This window comes from Geomonas azotofigens (assembly GCF_018919395.1).
In the GTDB taxonomy this organism is placed as follows: Bacteria; Desulfobacterota; Desulfuromonadia; order Geobacterales; family Geobacteraceae; genus Geomonas; species Geomonas azotofigens.
Genome location: NZ_JAHLME010000003.1, coordinates 910,570 through 928,102, shown reverse-complemented (window position 1 = coordinate 928,102; position 17,533 = coordinate 910,570). Strand labels below are relative to the sequence as shown.

Here is a 17,533-nt window from a genome sequence, read left to right as displayed (position 1 = left end):
CTATGCCGCCCCCACAACAGTTACGGTCCTAAGCTTGTTGCGCTGGAAGGCCTGTTTCAGGGAAGGATCGATGACGCACTCGTACCCTTCGAGGCGCGCCACCAGTTTGCCGCTGCTGCGGTCGAGGAACTCCATGTCGGCGCTGGCGCCGTGCTTGCTCTCCGAGGTGACGCGGATGACCACCTGGACCCCCTCGCGCGGGAAGGACTCCTGGAACTGGCGGTAGCGCCCGGCGAAGCAGGGGAGCGAACCCGCGCCGAAACGCTCGAAGCTCCAGAGGATCATCATCTGGAAAGCGCTGTCTATGACCAGCGGGTCGGTGAGCCAGGAACTCCTCAGGGGGCGCCTGATCCATTTGGCGGGCGCCGGGGCACCCTTGACCGAGGCGGCGATTCCCTTGGCGGAGCAGCCGTCCACCTGCTCGATGCCGTGCAGGTCCGGCCCGTGGAACAGGCGCTCGTTGTTGTAGATCATGCCGTCGTACGGGGCGTACGGGGTGCTCGGGATTTCCTTGATGGAGCGGATCCCCTCGGGATGCTTGGTTGCCAGCACGATCTCGGCACGGGCGTGCAGGATGGTCTTGCCGTTGACGCCCGGGCTGCACATTTCAACCGGAACAAGCCAGAACGACTCGCGTTTTTCCGCACGTCCCGCCATCACGTTCAACTTGAACGGGGTGTTGTCCTCGAAGACCACCCCCTTGCAGATGCGCAGGTCGTTGAAACCGTGGAAGCGGAAACCGGGGTTGCCGTGCAGCGCGCCGTGGGCGAGCCACTCGACGATGACCGCCATGGGGAGCACCGCCTTGCCGTCCAGCACGTGAGAGCGCAGGAAGGGGTATTCCGGAACGGTGAGCGTAAGCGAGAACGCCTCGGACAGGCTCTGCGGCTTGCCGGCAGCGGGCGCGGCGGCGCTTGCCTGTTCAGGAAGCTGCGCGATGGCGACGATCTCTACCGGCGCATCGGCGGCGGAGATTTCGCGCGCCAGGAATTCGCCACCCTCGGCGAGGCCTATGACGCCGATTCCCTCGGCAGCGAAGACCTTCTTCAGCGCGGGCGTGACCATGCCGCCGTCCCACGGACCCCAGTTGATGCTGACGCAGCGGCAGCCGGTGCGGCGGCGCGCCTCGGCCTGGGCCGTCTTGTTGAGTACCTCGTTGGCAACGGCGTAATCCACCTGGCCCACGCGGCCGAAACGCCCCGTGGAGGAGGAGAAGAGGGCGACGAACTTCAAGTCGTCGTTGCGGGTGGCGTGCAGCAGGGCGCGCAGGCCGTGCACCTTGGTGCTGTAGACCTGTTCGAACTGCTCCGGGGTCTTGTCCACGATGAGGCGGTCGGCCAGGACGCCGGCGCCGTGCACCACGCCGCGGATCGGGCCATGGGCGCGACGCACCTCGCCGAGCAGGAGCTCCATCGCGCTCTGGTCACGGATGTCGACCGAACGGTAGATGGCCTCGGCGCCGGTGGCGGCGATGGCGGTCAGCGTCTCGCGCAGTTCGCGCCCGGCAACCACGGAGCGGTAACGCTCCTCGATTTCGCGGGGATGGAGCTTGCCGGTGGCGTGCTGCATGATGGCGCGCTTGATCTCACCTTCGTCTGCGATGCCGGCGAGCCAGGCGGGTTCCTCCTGCGGCTCCGGGCTGCGGCCGAGAAGCACCAGGAACGGATGATATTCCTTCGCCAGCGCCAGCGCCGAAACGGCGGTCACACCTCGGCCGCCGCCGGTGATGACCACGACGTCACCCTGCTCCAGGACCGGATCGGTCGGGGCCGATGCGGCCGGAAGCACGGCAGTCTGCAGGCCGAAACGACCTTCCGGGGTGAGGCCGACTTCGACCGGTCCGCTCCGCAGCATTTCGACGGCCACGGCGCCTGCGGCGGCTGCGGGATGGGCGAATTCGCCCAGGTCGATCGCCTTGCAGGTGACTTCCGGCCATTCGAAGGCGGCGGTCTTGGTGAGACCGGCCAGGGCGCCGGAAAGGGGATCCTTCAGCGTCTTGGTAGAGCCGAAACCGAAGGCGCCGTCCAGGCGGGAAACCGTGACGCACACGGCGCCGTCGGCGCGTCCGGACTCGATCAAGGCCGTTGCGGCGTTCTTGAGGAGCAGGAAGGCGTTTTCCAGGAACAGGTCGTCGGTGCCGGCCACGGGCGCGCAGATGACCAGGCCGGAGAGCTTCCCGGCCGGTGCGATCTGTTGTGCCTGTGCCGCGTTCACCTTGCGCACCGAGCAGCCGTGCTCGAGCAGAATGCCGCACAGTTCCGCGGCAAAGGCGGAGCCGTCGTCGGTGACCCAGATCTCGCCGTCGTTGGCGAGGGTGACGGCGTCGTCGTCGCTGTCTCCGAGCAGCACCGGGATCATGGAGCTGCGCTGGATCGGGTGAGCGGTTGTCTCTACCGGAGCGGCAGCGGCAACGGCAGGCGCTGCATCGGTAGAGACAGGAGCAGCAACCTCGACAGCGGCAGGGGCGACCGGTGCGGAAGCAGCCGGTTGTGCCGGTTGTGCAGGACCAGCGAGGAAGTTCGCGATGTCGCCCAAGGTCCGTAGCGTCCCCAGGTGTTCCGGGCCGATGGCCGGGCAGGCCGGGAGGCGCTCCTGCAGGGCGGAAAGGATCTCGACCCGCTTGATCGAGTCGATGCCCAGGTCTGAGTCCATGCCCATGGTCAGTTCCAGCATCTCGGCCGGGTAGCCGGTCTTGTCGCTGACGACTTCGAGCAGGGCTTCGCAGACGGCGGCGTGATCGACAGCGGCGGTTGGGGCCGCAACGGGTGCAGCAGGCGCAGTCGGGGCGGCAACAGCAGCAACCGTAGCAGCGGCAGGTCCGGCACCGAGGAAGCCGGCGATGTCGCCCAGGGTGCGCAGGGTGCCCAGGTGTTCCGGCCCGATGGTCGGCGAGCCGGGGAGGCGCTCCTGCAGCGTGGACAGGATCTCGACGCGCTTGATGGAGTCGATGCCGAGGTCGGAGTCCATGCCCATGGTCAGTTCAAGCATCTCGGTCGGATAGCCCGTCTTCTCGCTCACTACCTCAAGCAGGACGGCGGCGACGTCTGCACCGGCAGGTGCCGCTGCCGCAGCTTGAGGTGCTGCTACCGGCGCTGCTGCTGCTACGGAAGCCGTGCCAGCGGCGAGGTGCCCGGCGATATCGCCCAGGGTACGTAAAGTGCCCAGGTGTTCGGGGCCGATAGCCGGGGAACCGGGAAGGCGCTCCTGCAGTGTGGACAGGATTTCGACCCGCTTGATGGAGTCGATGCCGAGGTCCGAGTCCATCCCCATTTCCAGTTCGAGCATTTCCACAGGGTAGCCAGTCTTCTCGCTCACGACGGCGAGGAGAGTTTCTGTCACCTGTGCGGCATCGACGCCAGCGTTGGGGGCGACAACGGCGACAGCAACGGGTGCTACTGCGGCAACGGCAACCGCACCAGCGGCGAGATGGCCCGCGATGTCGCCCAGCGTGCGCAGGGTGCCCAGGTGCTCGGGGCCGATGGCCGGGGAGCCGGGCAGGCGCTCCTGCAGCGTGGAGAGGATCTCTACCCGCTTGATGGAATCGATGCCGAGGTCGGAATCCATGCCCATCTCGAGTTCCAGCATCTCAGCCGGGTAGCCGGTCTTCTCGCTGACCACGGCGAGGAGGGTTTCGGTTACCTGGCTGGCGGCGGCACCCGCTTGCGGCGCGGCAACGGGCGCGGCAGCGCTGGCAGCGACGGTCGATACGGTACCGGCGGCGAGGTGCCCGGCGATGTCCCCCAAGGTGCGCAGGGTGCCGAGGTGCTCAGGTCCAATCACCGGAGAGCCCGGAAGGCGCTCCTGCAGGGTGGAGAGGATCTCGACGCGCTTAATGGAATCGATGCCGAGATCGGAATCCATGCCCATGTCCAGTTCAAGCATCTCAATGGGATAGCCGGTCTTCTCGGAGATCACGGTCAAGAGGGTCTGGGTAATCTGACTGGCGTCGGCGCCTTTCGGAGCGGCAGGTGCCGAAACAGCGGGCGCGGCCACGACAGGCGACGCAGCTGCAATGGCAACAGCCGGAGCGGCAACGGCAACAGCAGCGGCAACCGGGGCGGCAACCGGAGCGGCAACCGGGGCCACGTAGGCAGGCGCCTGCGGGACGGCGACGGGCGCGGCCGGTGCAACTGCAGCCGGCGTCGCGTAGGTGGCCGGAGCAATCGGTGCGCCCATGATGAGCCGTTGCTGCTGTTCGAGGAGTGTCTGGAAGGTCTTCGCTGCGGCTTCCTGCCCTTCGAGGAAGCGGCGGTGCAGCAGCGCGGTATCCTCCTGCATTTTCTGCAGAACAGCCATTCCTTCACGGGCCAGGCGCAGGGACTCGTTCAACGCGCCATGAGAGGCCGGCTGAGCGACAGGCTGCGGCTGATAGGCAGGCGCTACGGGTGCGGCGTTCTGGTAGCCGGCTTGCTGCGGTACGGCGGCTGCGGCTTGAGCCGGAGCAGCGGATGCTGCTGCCGTAGCGACCGGAGCCTGCGGTGCCGCCACCATGACGGGTTTCGGCTGGACCGGCGGCTTCTTCGGCTTGGCTTTCACGTAGTTGGCGCCGCAGAGCGGGATGGTCAGCGCGGGCTTCTTGCCGGTCGGTGCCGGGGCGGGGGTATGCCCCTCGTCCCAGAGCGCCATGTTCACGCCGTAGCCGAGCACGGCAAGCTGCGCCAGGGTGCGGGCCAGGTCGGCGACCCCGCCACGCTTGCCGGAGGAGGCATCGAGGGCGAAGGCTGCGTGGGGACGATTGCCGAGGATGGCCTGCGCGAGGCCCGTCAGCCGGTTGCCCGGGCCCACTTCGACGAAGTTGGTGATCCCGGCGGCGTACATAGCCTCGATCTCGGCGACGAACTCGACCGGCTTGGCGAGTTGGGCGGCAAGCTGTGCCTTGGCAGCGGTCGCGTCGGCCGGGTAGACGGCGGCGGTGGTGTTGGCGTAGACCGGGATCTTCGCCTGCGGCATGTCGATCTTTTCCAGCGCGGCCAGGAACGGCCTGGCGGCGTCGGCGACCAGCGCGCTATGGAAGGCGGCGGCAACCGGCAACTCCTTGCAGGTAAGGCCGAGTCCTTTGAAGACGGTCACGGCGCGCTTGATCTCGGCGCTGGCGCCGGAAAGAACGGCCTGGGTGGGGGCGTTCTTGTTGGCGATGACCAGGTCGAGCTTCTCGGCGGCGACGACCTCGGCGATCTTTTCCAGCGGCGCGGAGACGGCCAACATGCTCCCCTTGTCACCGGAGCCGGCGCCCATCAGCTTGCCGCGCAGGCGGGACAGTTCGTGCAGGGCGCTTTCGTCGAGCCTTCCGGCGGCGCACAGGGCGGTGAGTTCACCGTAGCTGTGACCGGCGACCGCGTCGGGTTCGACGCCGAAATCGCGCAGCACGCGCAGTGCACCGAGGCTGGTGGCGCCGATGGCGGGCTGGGCGACCTGGGTGGCGCGCAGTTCCTCTTCCTGCTTGGCGCGGCCTGCCTCATCGAAGGAGGAGGGGGGGTAAATCAAATCGGAAAGCATCTTGCCGTCAGCGGTGGTGAACCCCTCGTTGGCAGCGACAACGGCATCGAGCACCTGCGGGAACGTGCAGGCGAGGTCGTTGAGCATCCCGGTGTATTGCGAGCCCTGGCCGGGGAACAGCATGCCGAGCTTGCCGGGCGCGCCGCCGCAGGCAAAGTAGGCGCCGTCGGGTGTCTGCCAGGCGGATTTCGCGTTCTTGTCCAGCATGGCGCGGGCGTTCTTCACCAGGGAGGCGAGGTTGGTCTTGCCGTGCTCCACGACCAGCGCGAGACGGCAGGGCGCCTTCGCGTCGAAGGAGGCGCGGGAGTTAAGCGCCAGGTCGCGCAGGGCGCCCCAGGCGCTGTCGCCGGGAACCGAGTCGAGCTTGGCGGCCAGGGTGGCGCCGTCGGCACCGGAGAAGGCCAGGATCTGCGTGTTGCCGTCCCAGTCCACGCCCTGCTTTTTGGGCTGATATTCCTCGAGGACCACGTGGAAGTTGGAGCCGCCGAAACCGAAGGCGCTGACCGCGGCGCGGCGCGGCGCATCGGGACGGGGAAACCAGGGACGCTTGGCTGTCGGGAGATAGAAGGGGGAACTGTCGCCCACAACCGTCTGCTGCGGGGTCTGCACCTTGATGGTAGGCGGGATCACCTTGTGGTGCAGGGCGAGCGCGGCCTTGATGAGGCCGGCGGAACCCGCCGCGGCCTTGGTGTGGCCGATCTGTGACTTCACCGAGCCGAGGGCGCACCACGGGTTATCGGCCTTGCCGTACACCTCGCGCAGCGCGCTCACTTCGACGGCGTCGCCGACCTTGGTGCCGGTGCCGTGCGCTTCCAGCATGCCGATGGTTTCCGGCGTGACGTCCGCGTTCCTGTAGGCGTTGAGGAGTGCCTTCTTCTGACCGGCAGAGCTCGGCGCGTAGATGGCGTCCCCTTTGCCGTCGCTGGAAGAACCGATGCCGCGGATTACCGCGTAGATCTGGTCGCCGTCGCGCTCAGCGTCCGCCAGGCGCTTCAAGACCACGATGCCGAGCCCTTCGCCCAGGATGGTGCCGTCGGCCGAGACGTCGAACGGCTTGGCGTTACCGGTGGGGGAAAGGGCGGGGGTCTTGCTAAAGCACATGTACATGAAGATATCGTTGAAGGTGTCGATGCCACCGCTCACGACGATGTCCGATTTGCCCGACATGAGCTCCATAGAGGCCAGGTGCAGCGCGCTGAAGGAGCTCGCGCAGGCGGCGTCGACCACGCAGTTGGTGCCGCCCAGGTCGTACTGCTTGCTGATCCTGCCCGCCACCACGTTGCCTAAAAGGCCGGGGAAGGAGTTTTCCTGCCATGGGACGTAGGAGTCGGAGATACGCTCGACCACGTCCTTGGCGGTGGCTTCGTCGACACCGGCGTCCTTGAGCGCGGAACGCCAGACCGGATGCCCGAGGCGCGCCCCCAGCGGTATCACCAGCTCCAGGGTACCGGTGACCCCCAGGATGACGGAGACGTTGCTCTTGTCGAAGGCGCGGTCCGGGCCGTAGCCGGCGTCCTTGAGGGCCTGCCCGGCGGCCACCAGTCCCAGCAACTGCGAGGTGTCGATCGCCTCCAGCACGTTGGGCGGGATGTTGAATTCCATCGGGTTGAAGTCGACCGGCGACAGGAAGCCGCCGCGGCGGCCGTAGGTGCGGTCCGGGCTCTTCTGATCCTCGTCGTAATACGCGTCCAACGGCCAGTGGGTTGAGGGGACTTCCGTGATGGCGTCGACCCCGTCTTTGATGTTGGCCCAGTAGGCGTTTTTATCCGCGGCCTGCGGGAAGAGGCAACCGATGCCGATGATGGCAAGCTGAGTTCCGTTGCTGGAGACGGCAGGTTTCAGATCATCAGTTTTCAACAAAGGTACTCCTTGATGTGTGCGATTTCGAGGGGTTGCGGTGCGATGTCTTCCAGGCGCAGCTCGATGCCCTGGCTACGCAGGAAGTTGGCGCGGGTCAGATGTGCCGCGCCGTGCAGGATGTTGAGCGCGACCGTGACGATCTTGCGCTCGGCGGCAGCCTCCAGGAAGGAGCCGGCGGCCCATTCGTTGAAGGCGCCCATGGCGGGACCGCACCAAACCTGGTAATCCATCTTGCGGCTTTCGACGCCGTCCTTGGCCCAGTGCGCCCCCATGCCGAGGTACCACCGGAAGACCAGCGCCATCTTGTGTTTCGGGTCGCGCTCGCTGCGCTCCACTTGGGAGGGGTCGCGCTTGAGGAAGTACTCCCGGGTCCCGCGCCAGATCTCTTCCAGGGGCGCGAGGAACATGGTCTTTTCCAGCTTTTCGCGCTCCGCGGCCGGGATCTCGTCCATGCTGCCGTAGGCGCGGTAGAGCTCGTACAGCTTGGCCGCGCGCATCGGGAACATGGTGCCGCGCTTCAAGACCTGCACGGTGACACCCATCTCGAACATGTCGGCGGCGGGGGCCATGGTGACGTCGGCCTGGCGGGTACCGGCCAGCATGGCGCGCACGGTGTCCGAGGTGCCCGACTCGACGCAGGCCTGGTTTACCGAGCCGGTCATGATGTAGGCGGCGCCCATGGCGAAGGCGGCGGCTGCGGAGGCAGGGGTGGAAACGCCGCCCCCCAGGCCGACGCGAAGCTTGCAGTCGTAGCCGTACTGGCGCTCCAGTCGTGCCGCGAGCGAGTTGATGGTCGGGAACAGGGCCATGGCCGGGCGGTTGTCGGTGTGACCGCCGGAATCCGCCTCGGCGGTGACGTCCTGCGCCAGCGGCACGTGCGCGGCAAGTTCAGCCTGTTCGGCGGTGATGGAGCCGTTCTCCACTAGGGCGCGCAAGAGCTTCTCCGGGGCCGGGGCGAAGAACTTCGCCGCCAGTTCCTCTCGGGAGACCTTGGCGATGATGCGGTTGGGCGTGACGATGCTGCCGTCGGCGGCGCGCTTGATGCCGTGCAGGCGGTAGCGCACCAGGGGGAGGGTGAGGGCCAGGAACGCGGAGGCCTCGATGATGCGCACGCCCTTGCGGATATAGAGTTCGGCCAGTTCCTTTTCCAGTTCCGGCTCGTGCGGCGAGTGGATCAGGTTGAAGCCGTAGGGGATGTCGCCCAGGGACTGCTTGAGGCGGTCCGCGGTATCGGACACCGTGGTGATCGGAAGGCCGGCTGCGCCGAAAAAGCCGAGCATTCCGGCGCGCCCCAGTTCCTCTGCCATGGCGGCGGAACTGATCCCCTTGGCCATGGAGCCGCCCACGTACGGGTAGCGGATGCCGATTTCGCGGCAGAAAGAGGGATCGCCCAGGTTCTCGGGGAGGCAGGCCGGGGCGTAGCCCACGCAGGAATTGACGCTGCCGGCGCCGCCAAGCTGCGGCACCAGTTCGCCGTCCCGCCGCACCAGGTACAGGGGGTGGCGCACGACGCGGAGCGCGTCTCTCAGACTCATAACGGCAGGCTCGGGACTCTCGGATTGGGCAGAGCGAGCGCCAGGCTCACCCTGAAGCGAAAAAAGATCCAAACGGGATTCTCCTGTTGCCACGAATTGCAGCGGAGTTGTGATGGCGTATGGTACTGGTTCGGCAGAAGGACAAAGCTCGGGCATGGAGAAGGCAGGTCCACGCATCATGTCGATTGCTGCTGCGAAAAGCCGGATTCGGCTGTAAGTATTGGCGCCCAGTTTAACAGAGTACGTCTACATTAAATCGAGCAAAAAAGCAAGAGAAGACGCGGGTTCAGGCAACTTTTAACAGTACCGGAGCATGAGCTGAGAGTCAGTGTCCCCCTTTTTGTTGGATCGCCTTAAGAAGGTAGGTGTAAACGTTTTCGGTGACGATGGCGTACCCCTTGCCGGTCGGGTGTACACCGTCAGACAAATTGAGGCCTTCCTTGCCGGCGACCTTGTCCAGGAAGAAGGGGATCAGGAGCACTTTGCGTTCCTTGGCGACGCGGGGATAGATGGCGGCGAACTTGCCGGTGTAGGCGGGGCCGAGGTTCTTCAGCATTTTCATGCCGGCGAGAACGACGACCACCCCTTTTGCCTGCAGCATGGTTACGATTTTGTCGATGTTGCGGTAGGTCAGTTCCGGCTCCTGGCCGCGCAGGCCGTCATTGGCGCCGGTTTCCAGGATGACGATGTCGGGCTTGAGCTTCATGACCCACTCGACGCGGGCGAGGGCACCGGTGCTGGTCTCGCCGCTGATGCCGGCGTTGATCACGGTCCACTGGTAGCCGGCCTGCCGCAGTTTGCGCTGCAACTGGGCCGGGTAGGCGTCCGCTTCCGGCACGCCGAGACCGGCGGTGAGGCTGTCGCCGAAGGCAACGATGGTGCCATGGTCGGCTGGCTTGGCGGCACCCGCTGCGAGCACCGGCCCGCCCCCTGCCATGGTGCAAAGCGCCAGGGTGAATATGGTGAAAAGGTTGCGCACGGGTTTCTCCTTTTGGAAGCTAAGGGGACTGGCACCTGCGGAGCCAGTCCCCGCCTATTCGTCCGACTGCTCGCGCAGGAAAGTCACCGGCTTTTGTCGCAGCAGGGGCAGGGTCACCGCCATCCCGACCAGGACAACCAGGAGCGTGGTCCCCCCAAGCAACAACAGGCTGTCGATAGGGTAGGGGAGGTACTCCATGTCGAGCCCCTTGCGGCAGATGAGGAGGCTCGCCACCTGGGACATGAGCAGGGCGATGGCGCCGCTGACCACCCCCAGCAGCAGGTTTTCGGCGGCAAACACGGCCAGCACGAAGCTTCGCCTGGCGCCGAGGATGGTGAAATAGACGGCTTCCTGGATCCGGGCGTAGCGGGTCGCGAAGACTGAGCTTACCACAATCAGCACCCCGGCCGCGATACTGAACGAGGTGAAGAAACGGACGATGGTGGAGAGCTTGCCCATGATGCGGCCGAAGATCACGACGGTCTCGGTGAGGTCGATGACGCTCACGTTGGGAAACTGGGCTACCACCTGGTTCTGCAGGGAACTGATGCGGTTTTTGTCCACCCGGACCGCAGCAAAGATGGTGTGCGGCGCACCGGCGAGGGCTTCGGGCGGGAAAACGAAATAGAAAAACGGGGTAAAACCGCTGCTGTTACGGGAGCGGATGCTGGCAATCCGGGCGGTCATCGGGACCCCCTGGATCTTGAAGGTGATGCTGTCACCCACCTTCATGTCGTGCATCTTCAGCACCGTGTCAAGCACGGATACCTGCAAGGCGTCGCCCCAGTCTTTTTTGAACAACGTACCACCGGAAACGATGCGCTCGTCGGAAAGAAGGTCATTGCGGTAGGTAAGGTTCATCTCCCGGCCGAGGTTGTCGCCGCGCGATTTCCGCTCCTGCTCGGGATCGACCGGCTTCTCGTTCACCGCGCTCACCGTCCCCTTGACGATCGGGTAGTAGCTGGCGCCAGGCCCCAGGAGCCGCGCCACGCCTTCCTTCTGGTCCGGCTGGATATCGATCAGAAAGACGTTGGGGGCGCCGGGAGGAAACGATTCGATGAAGCTGGCGTCAAGGTTCTTTTCCACCAGGGTGAAGGAGAAGATGACACCCAGTGCGGCCGAAAGGGTGACGATGATGGAGAGGGAGGCGTTGTGCGGCCGGAACAGACCCTTGAGGGCCTGCCGGAGCTCGAGGTTCCTGGGGCTGCTCTTTCTCAATAGCCACAGCACCAAGGTGGCGAGGAGGTAGGAAACCAGGATCAGCCCCACCAACGCGAGCACGAAGTACAGGCCGGTCTTTAGGTCGCGTAACCGGACCAACACCATGGAGAGGAAGAAGAGCGCGCCCAGTCCAGCGATGATCCAGGTGGAGCGGTTCCAGATCCGTGCCGCGTCCTCCTTGCCGAAGATGGCACGGGGCTTGACCTCCTTGAGCCGGTACAGGGGGAGGGCGGTGAACAGAAGCACCACCAGCAGGCCGATCAGCATCCCCTGCCAGATCGCGCCGGAGGAGATCTGCAGCGTCACCTGGGCCGGGATCAACCCGCTGAACAGGGCGGGGAGGAAGCGCTGCAACAGGAAGCTGCCACTAAGGCCTGCCAGGGTGCCGATGGCGCCAAGGACCAGGGTGACGGCCAGGAAGTGGCCGATGATGAAGCGGCTTCTGGCACCGAGCGCCTTAAGCACCGCGATGGTCCGCTCCTGTTCCTTCAACAGGGCAAAGAGCGTGCTCTGGATGCCGAAGCCGGAAAGAAGCAGCGTGAAGATGCCGCTCAGGTTCAAGAAAAACAGGAGGTTGTCGAAGAAGCGCTTCACCCGGGAACCGGCGTTTTTGTAGGTGGCGATCCGCACACGGGTTTCATCGCTCAAAGCGGTCAGGCGCGCGGCGATGGCGTCCAGATCCCCCTGGCGTGCGATCTTCAACAGGGTCACGTGCTCCACGCGGCTCCCAAGGCCGATCAGCCCCAAGGCGTCTTTGTCCGCGGCGGCGATGAAAACCCTGGGGCCAAGCGAGAAGAAATTCACCGGCCGGTCCGGCTCCTGCAACACCACGTCACGCACCACCAGCGTCGCGTTCCCCACCTTGAGCGAGTCCCCGACCCGCAGGCGCAGTCGGTCGAGAAGCTGCTGTTCCACGACTAGACTCCCCGGCTTGAGCACCTCGGCAAGCGCCTTGCCCGAGCGCAGCAGCACCCGGCCGTAGAAGGGGTAACCCGGCTCGACCACCTTCAGGTCGCAGAGCAGGGAACCTTCACCCGTTACTTTCTGAACTACCGAATAAAAATCCCAAAACCTGGCACTTTTTGCCTGCCTGTCCCGCACCAGCGCGGCGATTTCCTGCTCGATGGAGGAGGGAAGGGGTGCGTGTGACCTGACGATGATGTCCGCGGCATGCAGCGACTGGGCGTCACGCAACAGCGAGCTCTCCACACTCTCCCGGAAGCTCCCCAGCGACACCAACGTGATCATGGAGAGGGCGACGCAGAGGATGAAGACGGCGCACTGCCGCTTCGCCCCGGTCATCTGTCGGGCGATGAAACGGAGGTTAACCATGCGCCGCGTCCGTTACCACCCGTCCATCTTTGAGCGTCACCACCCGGTCCGCGCTCTGCGCTATCTCCGGGCTGTGAGTGACCAGGAGCAGCGTCGTGCCGCGTTCGCGCTGCAGTTCAAGAAGTAGCTGCAGTATGGCGGAGCCGTTGACGGAATCGAGGTTGCCGGTTGGTTCGTCGGCGAAAATGATGCGCGGCTCGTTGATGAGGGCGCGGCAGATGGCGCAGCGCTGCTTCTCGCCGCCGGAAAGCTGGTGCGGGAAGCTCGCCATCCGGTGCGCCAGCCCGACCCGCTCCAAAAGCGCCTCCGCTTTGCCCCGGGCAGCAGGGTCCTGCCGCAGTTCAGCGGGGAAGGTGACGTTCTCCAGGGCCGTCAGGGAAGGAACCAGGTGGAAGGACTGGAACACGAACCCGAAGGTAGCGTTGCGCAGCGGCGCCAGGGCGTCCTCGGAAAGATCGGTGATGTCGCGTCCCTCGATGAAGACGCGCCCCTGGTCAGGGCGGTCCAGGCCGGAGAGAATGGTGAGCAGGGTCGATTTTCCGCTGCCGCTTTCTCCCTTCACCACCAGGAATTCGCCCTCTTTCACTTCCAGGGAGACCCGGTCGAGCACGGTGATGTCGCGGCTGCCGATGCGGTAGTTCTTGGTAACGTCGAGCGCTTGCAGGATGGTCATCAGGGTAGGGTTCCGTTCTTTATCAGGCTGAATTCCGCTATGAGAGGTTTACAGTTAGAAAAATTTTATTATACTGACGGACCGGGCGAATGATCATACGCCCCTACAGGTGCATCCGTTGCACAAGGTCATCACCTGAGTCATTCTGGCGGAATGTCTTTCCGCCTTCACAAGGCTGAAACCGGGAGAGGTTGCCATGCGAAAGTCCGGATGTCGACTGAAAAAGAGGAGGAACTGCTTCTCAGACTGCAGGACCACCAGCATAGGTGCCGCCATGCCCGGCAACGGCAAGCTCATGTTCTACTGCTCCCTCGATGAAGCCGAATGCAGGTACGCCCTGCCGGTTGGCTATGACATAGTCTGCAAGCATCCCGATTGTGAGTCCTTCGCTGCCGACACCCCAGCGGATCATCCCTACCTGTAAATCCTGAGCGGAACAGCCAAAGAAAGAGGGCAGGTCCCGAGACCTGCCCTCGCAGGTTGTTATCTTGTCAACGATTCTCCTTCAGCGTTCAGGTTCCTCGGGATACGGTTCGAAGAAGCTCTTGGCGGCCTTGCACACCGGGCAATGCCAGTCGGGCAGGAGTTCCTCGAAGGAGATGTCGGGCGGGACGTCGTTGACGGGATCGCCTTCGTCGGGGTCGTAGACGTGCTGACAAATGGTGCAGATCCATCGCTGCATGGCAATCTCCCTTCGCTTGCACGCGAACTACCAATTGACGGAATCGGGCTCCCTCTTTATGAGCAGGACGCTGCACGGCATGCGGCGCAAGATGGCGTCGTTGTCCCGGCCAAAGAGCATGTGCTCGATGCGCCCCTCTTCGTGGGCGAGCAGCACCATGAGGTCGATCTTCTCGTCCTTGACCACCTGCATGATCTCATCCACCGGCTTTCCTTCCTTGATGATGACCTTGATGGGGAGCCCGGCCCGTATCTCCTGCCCGATCATCTGGTCCAGTTCATCCTTGGCTCGCTCCTTGACGCTGGCGTAGTTCTTTACATCGTCCGGGATGGCGCTGGGGGCGTTGAGGGCGCCTCCCGCCATGCTCATGGTCCCTTCCGGATTGGTGGCGATATGGAGCACCATCAGTTCCGAGCCGTATCTCCTGGCGATCGAGACGCCCGCCTGGACCGCATCCCGGCAGTATTCGCTCATCCTGTTGACTACGAGAACGCGTTTGTAATTTTCCATGGCTTTGCCTCCTGAGTGAACCTTGCTTTTGTTCTTCCCGGTTTTCCCTGATAGAGAGCGCCGTTAACGAATCCGGCGTGGGGGAGGTGCTAATGATTGACCACCCCAGTATATACGATTGCCAACCCGCGGCAACTTGGTATAAATATTTCCAATCTTTTCCAAAGATCCCTTCCAAGCCCTGCCTGTACTTGATTCCAGACCGTTAACGGAGGTGACACATGCGCAACCTGATCAGGATCGCCGTAATCGTGTGCTTGACCGCACTTCTTTGCTCCTGCGCTTCGGTCTCTGTGGTGGACACCTGGCGCAACCCTTCGCTGCGCGGCAACCGGCTGCACAAGGTGCTCGTGGTGAGCTTCGCCAGGAAGGAAACGAGCCGCGCCGTGTCCGAGGACACGCTGGCCGGTGAACTGCGCAAACACGGTGTCGACGCCGTCGCGAGCTACTCGATCCTGTCCCAGGCAACGATCCCTGACTGGCACGCGCTGGACCGCGCGGTCCGCTCCACGGGGGCGGAAGGAATCATTACCGTGCAGACCATCAAGGTGGAAAGGCAGACGACGGTGCAGCCGGGAGGTGTCGCCTCGCCGTACCCCGGTTACTGGTACCCGCCCGCTTTCCCTGATTGGGACTTTCCCGGTTACTACCGCTCCATGGCCCTCTATGGCCCGAGCTACGTGACCACCTACGACATCGCCACCATCCAGGTCAACCTGTTCGATGTCGGCTCCGACAAGCTGCTCTGGGCCGGAACTCTGCAGACGCTGGAGCCGGAAAACGTGACCAAGGTGGGTAAGGACCTGGCCGACAAGGTAGTGAAATCCCTCCAGAAGGAACGATTGATCTAGGAGTTCCTCGTGACTGGCCTGAGCCCGCTGCCACGCGCATTCTACGACCGCGACACCGTCGACGTGGCACATGATCTCCTGGGCACCTACCTGGTTCATGACGTGGCCGGAGAGGAGAGGGTGGGGAAGATCGTCGAGGTGGAGGCGTATCTCGGCGAGACGGACCTTGCGGCGCACTCCTCCAGGGGACTGACGCCGCGCACCCGCATCCTCTTCGGCCCGCCCGGTTTCGCCTACGTCTATCTCATCTACGGAATCCATTTCTGCCTCAACGTCGTGACCGAGCGGGAAGGAAACGCCTGTGCAGTTCTTGTGCGCGCGCTGGAACCGGTGCGGAACCTGAGCGATCGAACCTCGGGACCGGGACTGCTCTGCCGCGCCATGGGTATCGACCTGCGCCACAACGGGCACGACCTGGAGAGCGCCGATCTCTTCATCGCCGCGCTTGACGAGGAACAGCCGCGCCAGGTTGTGGCGAGGCCACGCATCGGCGTCGCCTACTCGGGTATCTGGGCCGCGAAGCCGCTCCGCTTCTACCTGGAGGGTAACCCGTACGTTTCAAAGAAGTAGTCAGTGCTGCGTTCTCTCCCCCCGCAAGATGCACATCCCTTCCGCACGTCGCCCAACACCGCAAAACATTAGTGCAATCCAATCTCACTTCGCTATACTCTTCTGCATTTGCCAAGGAGAGCCCGCCATGGAAATGGAACAGGCCGAGCAGCTCTACCGATTGATGTTCACCAACATGCGGGAAGCGCTTGCCATCCTGCGCCTGGACGTGCACACCCCTGACGCCTCCCCGCAGGTAATCGAAATGAACCCGGCTGCCGTCAAGCTGTGCCGTTGCAAGTCCTTCAACTTCAAGAACTGCCTGGTGACCGACTGTTTCCCCGGCTGGTTCGAGGCGGACCGTTTCAGGGAGTATTGCCACCGGCTGGCGGCCTTCGGAGGCTCCCTGGAGTTGGGCGAGGTATCAAGAGAGGGGTCGTATTACCGGGTCCGCATCTTCGCCCTTACCGACAACCACATCGGCATGGTCATCAGCGACTGCACCCGGTACCGCGAGGAAGAAGCTGAAATCGCGGAACTTATGGAGAAATTGGAAAAGGAAGCCGCCACCATGGACCGCCGCGTTGCCGAGCGCACCGCGCAGCTGGAGGAGATCAACAAGGAACTCGATTCCTTTGCCTTCTCCGTCTCCCACGACCTGCGGGCACCGATCCGCGCCATGCAGGCCTTCGCCGAGATCCTGCTGGACGACGAACTGCAGACCCCGGCGGAGCGAAACGCGTACCTGGTGCGCATCAAGACAGCGGCCCAGGGGATGGACCGGCTCATCCAGGACCTGCTCGCCTACAGCCGGGTCAGCAGGCAGGAGATCCCCCTCGAGCCGGTAAGCCTGGACCAGGTGGTGCGCGACGCTGCGCAGCAACTTGAACTCGTCGGCGGGGGCAATCCGTATCGTCTCGAGATCTCCAGCGACCTCCCCATGGTGATCGGGCACCCCACGGTGCTGGTCCAGGTGGTCCTCAACCTGATGACCAACGGCATCAAGTTCGTCCCCCAGGGGGTGGTCCCCCTGGTGCGCATCTGGGCCGACGAGTCGCACGAATACTGCCGTCTCTACGTGCAGGACAACGGCATCGGCATCGCGCCGCAGCACCAGGAACGGATCTTCAAGATCTTCGAACGCCTGCACAGCATGGAAAGCTATCCAGGGACAGGGGTAGGCCTCGCCATCGTGCGCAAGGCCGTGCAGCGCCTTGGCGGGCGGATCGGATTGGAATCGAAGGAAGGGGAGGGGAGCCGGTTCTGGATCGAACTCAGGAGAGCGGAGTAGCGCCGGGGGAAACCATGAGCTACGTGCACCATACCATACTCGTGGTCGACAGCGACCAGGACCAGGCCCATTTCACCAAGCTCGCCCTGCAGCGCGTGGGGGTGATAACCCCGGTGCAAAGCGCCAGGGACGGCGAGGAAGCCATCGGCTACCTGAGCGGCAGGGGAGCGTTCCAGGACCGGGAGTGCTATCCGATGCCGGTCCTGATGCTGCTCGACCTGAAACTGCCGCACATCTCGGGGGTGGGACTGCTCTCGTGGCTTAGGGACCAGCCGGCGCTGAAGCGTCTGCCGGTGGTGGTGCTCACCTCGCCGGTCCCGCCGGCGGACCTGAACCGGGCCTACGAGCTCGGCTGCAACTCCTTCCTGGTCAAGCCCAACTCCTTCAACGCGCTGCTGGTGATGATGCAGAACCTGGTGCAGTACTGGCTTGGTCTGAACGTCGCCCCGGAGCTCGCGACCCAGCCATCGGCCCAGGAGCAATCCGGCAGCACCATCTGATCCATTGGCAAGGTTGCCTCGCACCGACAACGAACCGTCCAGAATCGCCCCGAG

The 17,533-nt window shown here is 64.3% G+C and carries 12 protein-coding genes; 5 read left to right on the top strand and 7 right to left on the bottom strand.

Going from position 1 to position 17,533, the window contains the following annotated elements:
• The 5 genes from KOL99_RS13810 to KOL99_RS13790 all read right to left on the bottom strand — a co-directional run bounded on the left by KOL99_RS13810 (position 1) and on the right by KOL99_RS13790 (position 13,096).
• Positions 1-7,353, bottom strand: a complete 7,353-nt coding sequence (locus tag KOL99_RS13810) for a type I polyketide synthase (protein WP_216511031.1) — start codon at positions 7,351-7,353, stop codon at positions 1-3.
• Entirely contained in the window at positions 7,350-8,963 is a 1,614-nt protein-coding gene (locus tag KOL99_RS13805; protein ID WP_216511030.1) for a PfaD family polyunsaturated fatty acid/polyketide biosynthesis protein, read from the bottom strand. The genes KOL99_RS13810 and KOL99_RS13805 overlap by 4 nt, the downstream gene beginning before the upstream one ends.
• A gap of 253 nt (positions 8,964-9,216) precedes the next feature.
• Complete coding sequence (locus KOL99_RS13800) at positions 9,217-9,870, bottom strand: arylesterase (RefSeq protein ID WP_328760366.1); 654 nt, start codon at positions 9,868-9,870, stop codon at positions 9,217-9,219.
• 54 nt (positions 9,871-9,924) lie between these two features.
• Positions 9,925-12,423 (bottom strand): ABC transporter permease, encoded by a 2,499-nt coding sequence (locus KOL99_RS13795; protein WP_216511029.1) that lies wholly within the window; start codon positions 12,421-12,423, stop codon positions 9,925-9,927.
• Positions 12,416-13,096, bottom strand: coding sequence for an ABC transporter ATP-binding protein (locus tag KOL99_RS13790; protein ID WP_216511028.1), 681 nt, complete (start codon positions 13,094-13,096; stop codon positions 12,416-12,418). The genes KOL99_RS13795 and KOL99_RS13790 overlap by 8 nt, the downstream gene beginning before the upstream one ends.
• A gap of 196 nt (positions 13,097-13,292) precedes the next feature.
• Between KOL99_RS13790 and KOL99_RS13785 the strand changes: the two genes are divergently transcribed.
• Positions 13,293-13,520 (top strand): hypothetical protein, encoded by a 228-nt coding sequence (locus KOL99_RS13785; RefSeq protein ID WP_216511027.1) that lies wholly within the window; start codon positions 13,293-13,295, stop codon positions 13,518-13,520.
• An 81-nt stretch (positions 13,521-13,601) separates the two neighbouring features.
• Here the strand turns inward: KOL99_RS13785 and KOL99_RS13780 are convergent, their stop codons facing one another.
• Positions 13,602-13,778: a rubredoxin gene (locus KOL99_RS13780; protein ID WP_216511026.1), complete on the bottom strand. Its 177-nt coding sequence runs from the start codon at positions 13,776-13,778 to the stop codon at positions 13,602-13,604.
• A 27-nt stretch (positions 13,779-13,805) separates the two neighbouring features.
• Positions 13,806-14,288, bottom strand: a complete 483-nt coding sequence (locus KOL99_RS13775) for a universal stress protein (RefSeq protein ID WP_216511025.1) — start codon at positions 14,286-14,288, stop codon at positions 13,806-13,808.
• A gap of 221 nt (positions 14,289-14,509) precedes the next feature.
• Here KOL99_RS13775 and KOL99_RS13770 point away from each other — a divergent pair, with 221 nt between their 5' ends.
• From KOL99_RS13770 to KOL99_RS13755, 4 genes are all read left to right on the top strand, one after another.
• The gene (locus KOL99_RS13770; protein ID WP_216511024.1) at positions 14,510-15,139 is read left to right on the top strand and encodes a DUF4136 domain-containing protein; all 630 of its coding nucleotides are present in this window, start codon (positions 14,510-14,512) and stop codon (positions 15,137-15,139) included.
• Positions 15,140-15,148: 9 nt separating this feature from the next.
• Positions 15,149-15,709, top strand: a complete 561-nt coding sequence (locus KOL99_RS13765; protein WP_216511023.1) for a DNA-3-methyladenine glycosylase — start codon at positions 15,149-15,151, stop codon at positions 15,707-15,709.
• A gap of 127 nt (positions 15,710-15,836) precedes the next feature.
• Positions 15,837-16,979 (top strand): sensor histidine kinase, encoded by a 1,143-nt coding sequence (locus KOL99_RS13760; protein WP_216511022.1) that lies wholly within the window; start codon positions 15,837-15,839, stop codon positions 16,977-16,979.
• A 14-nt stretch (positions 16,980-16,993) separates the two neighbouring features.
• Positions 16,994-17,479, top strand: a complete 486-nt coding sequence (locus KOL99_RS13755) for a response regulator (protein WP_216511021.1) — start codon at positions 16,994-16,996, stop codon at positions 17,477-17,479.
• The last annotated feature ends 54 nt before the right edge of the window (positions 17,480-17,533 follow it).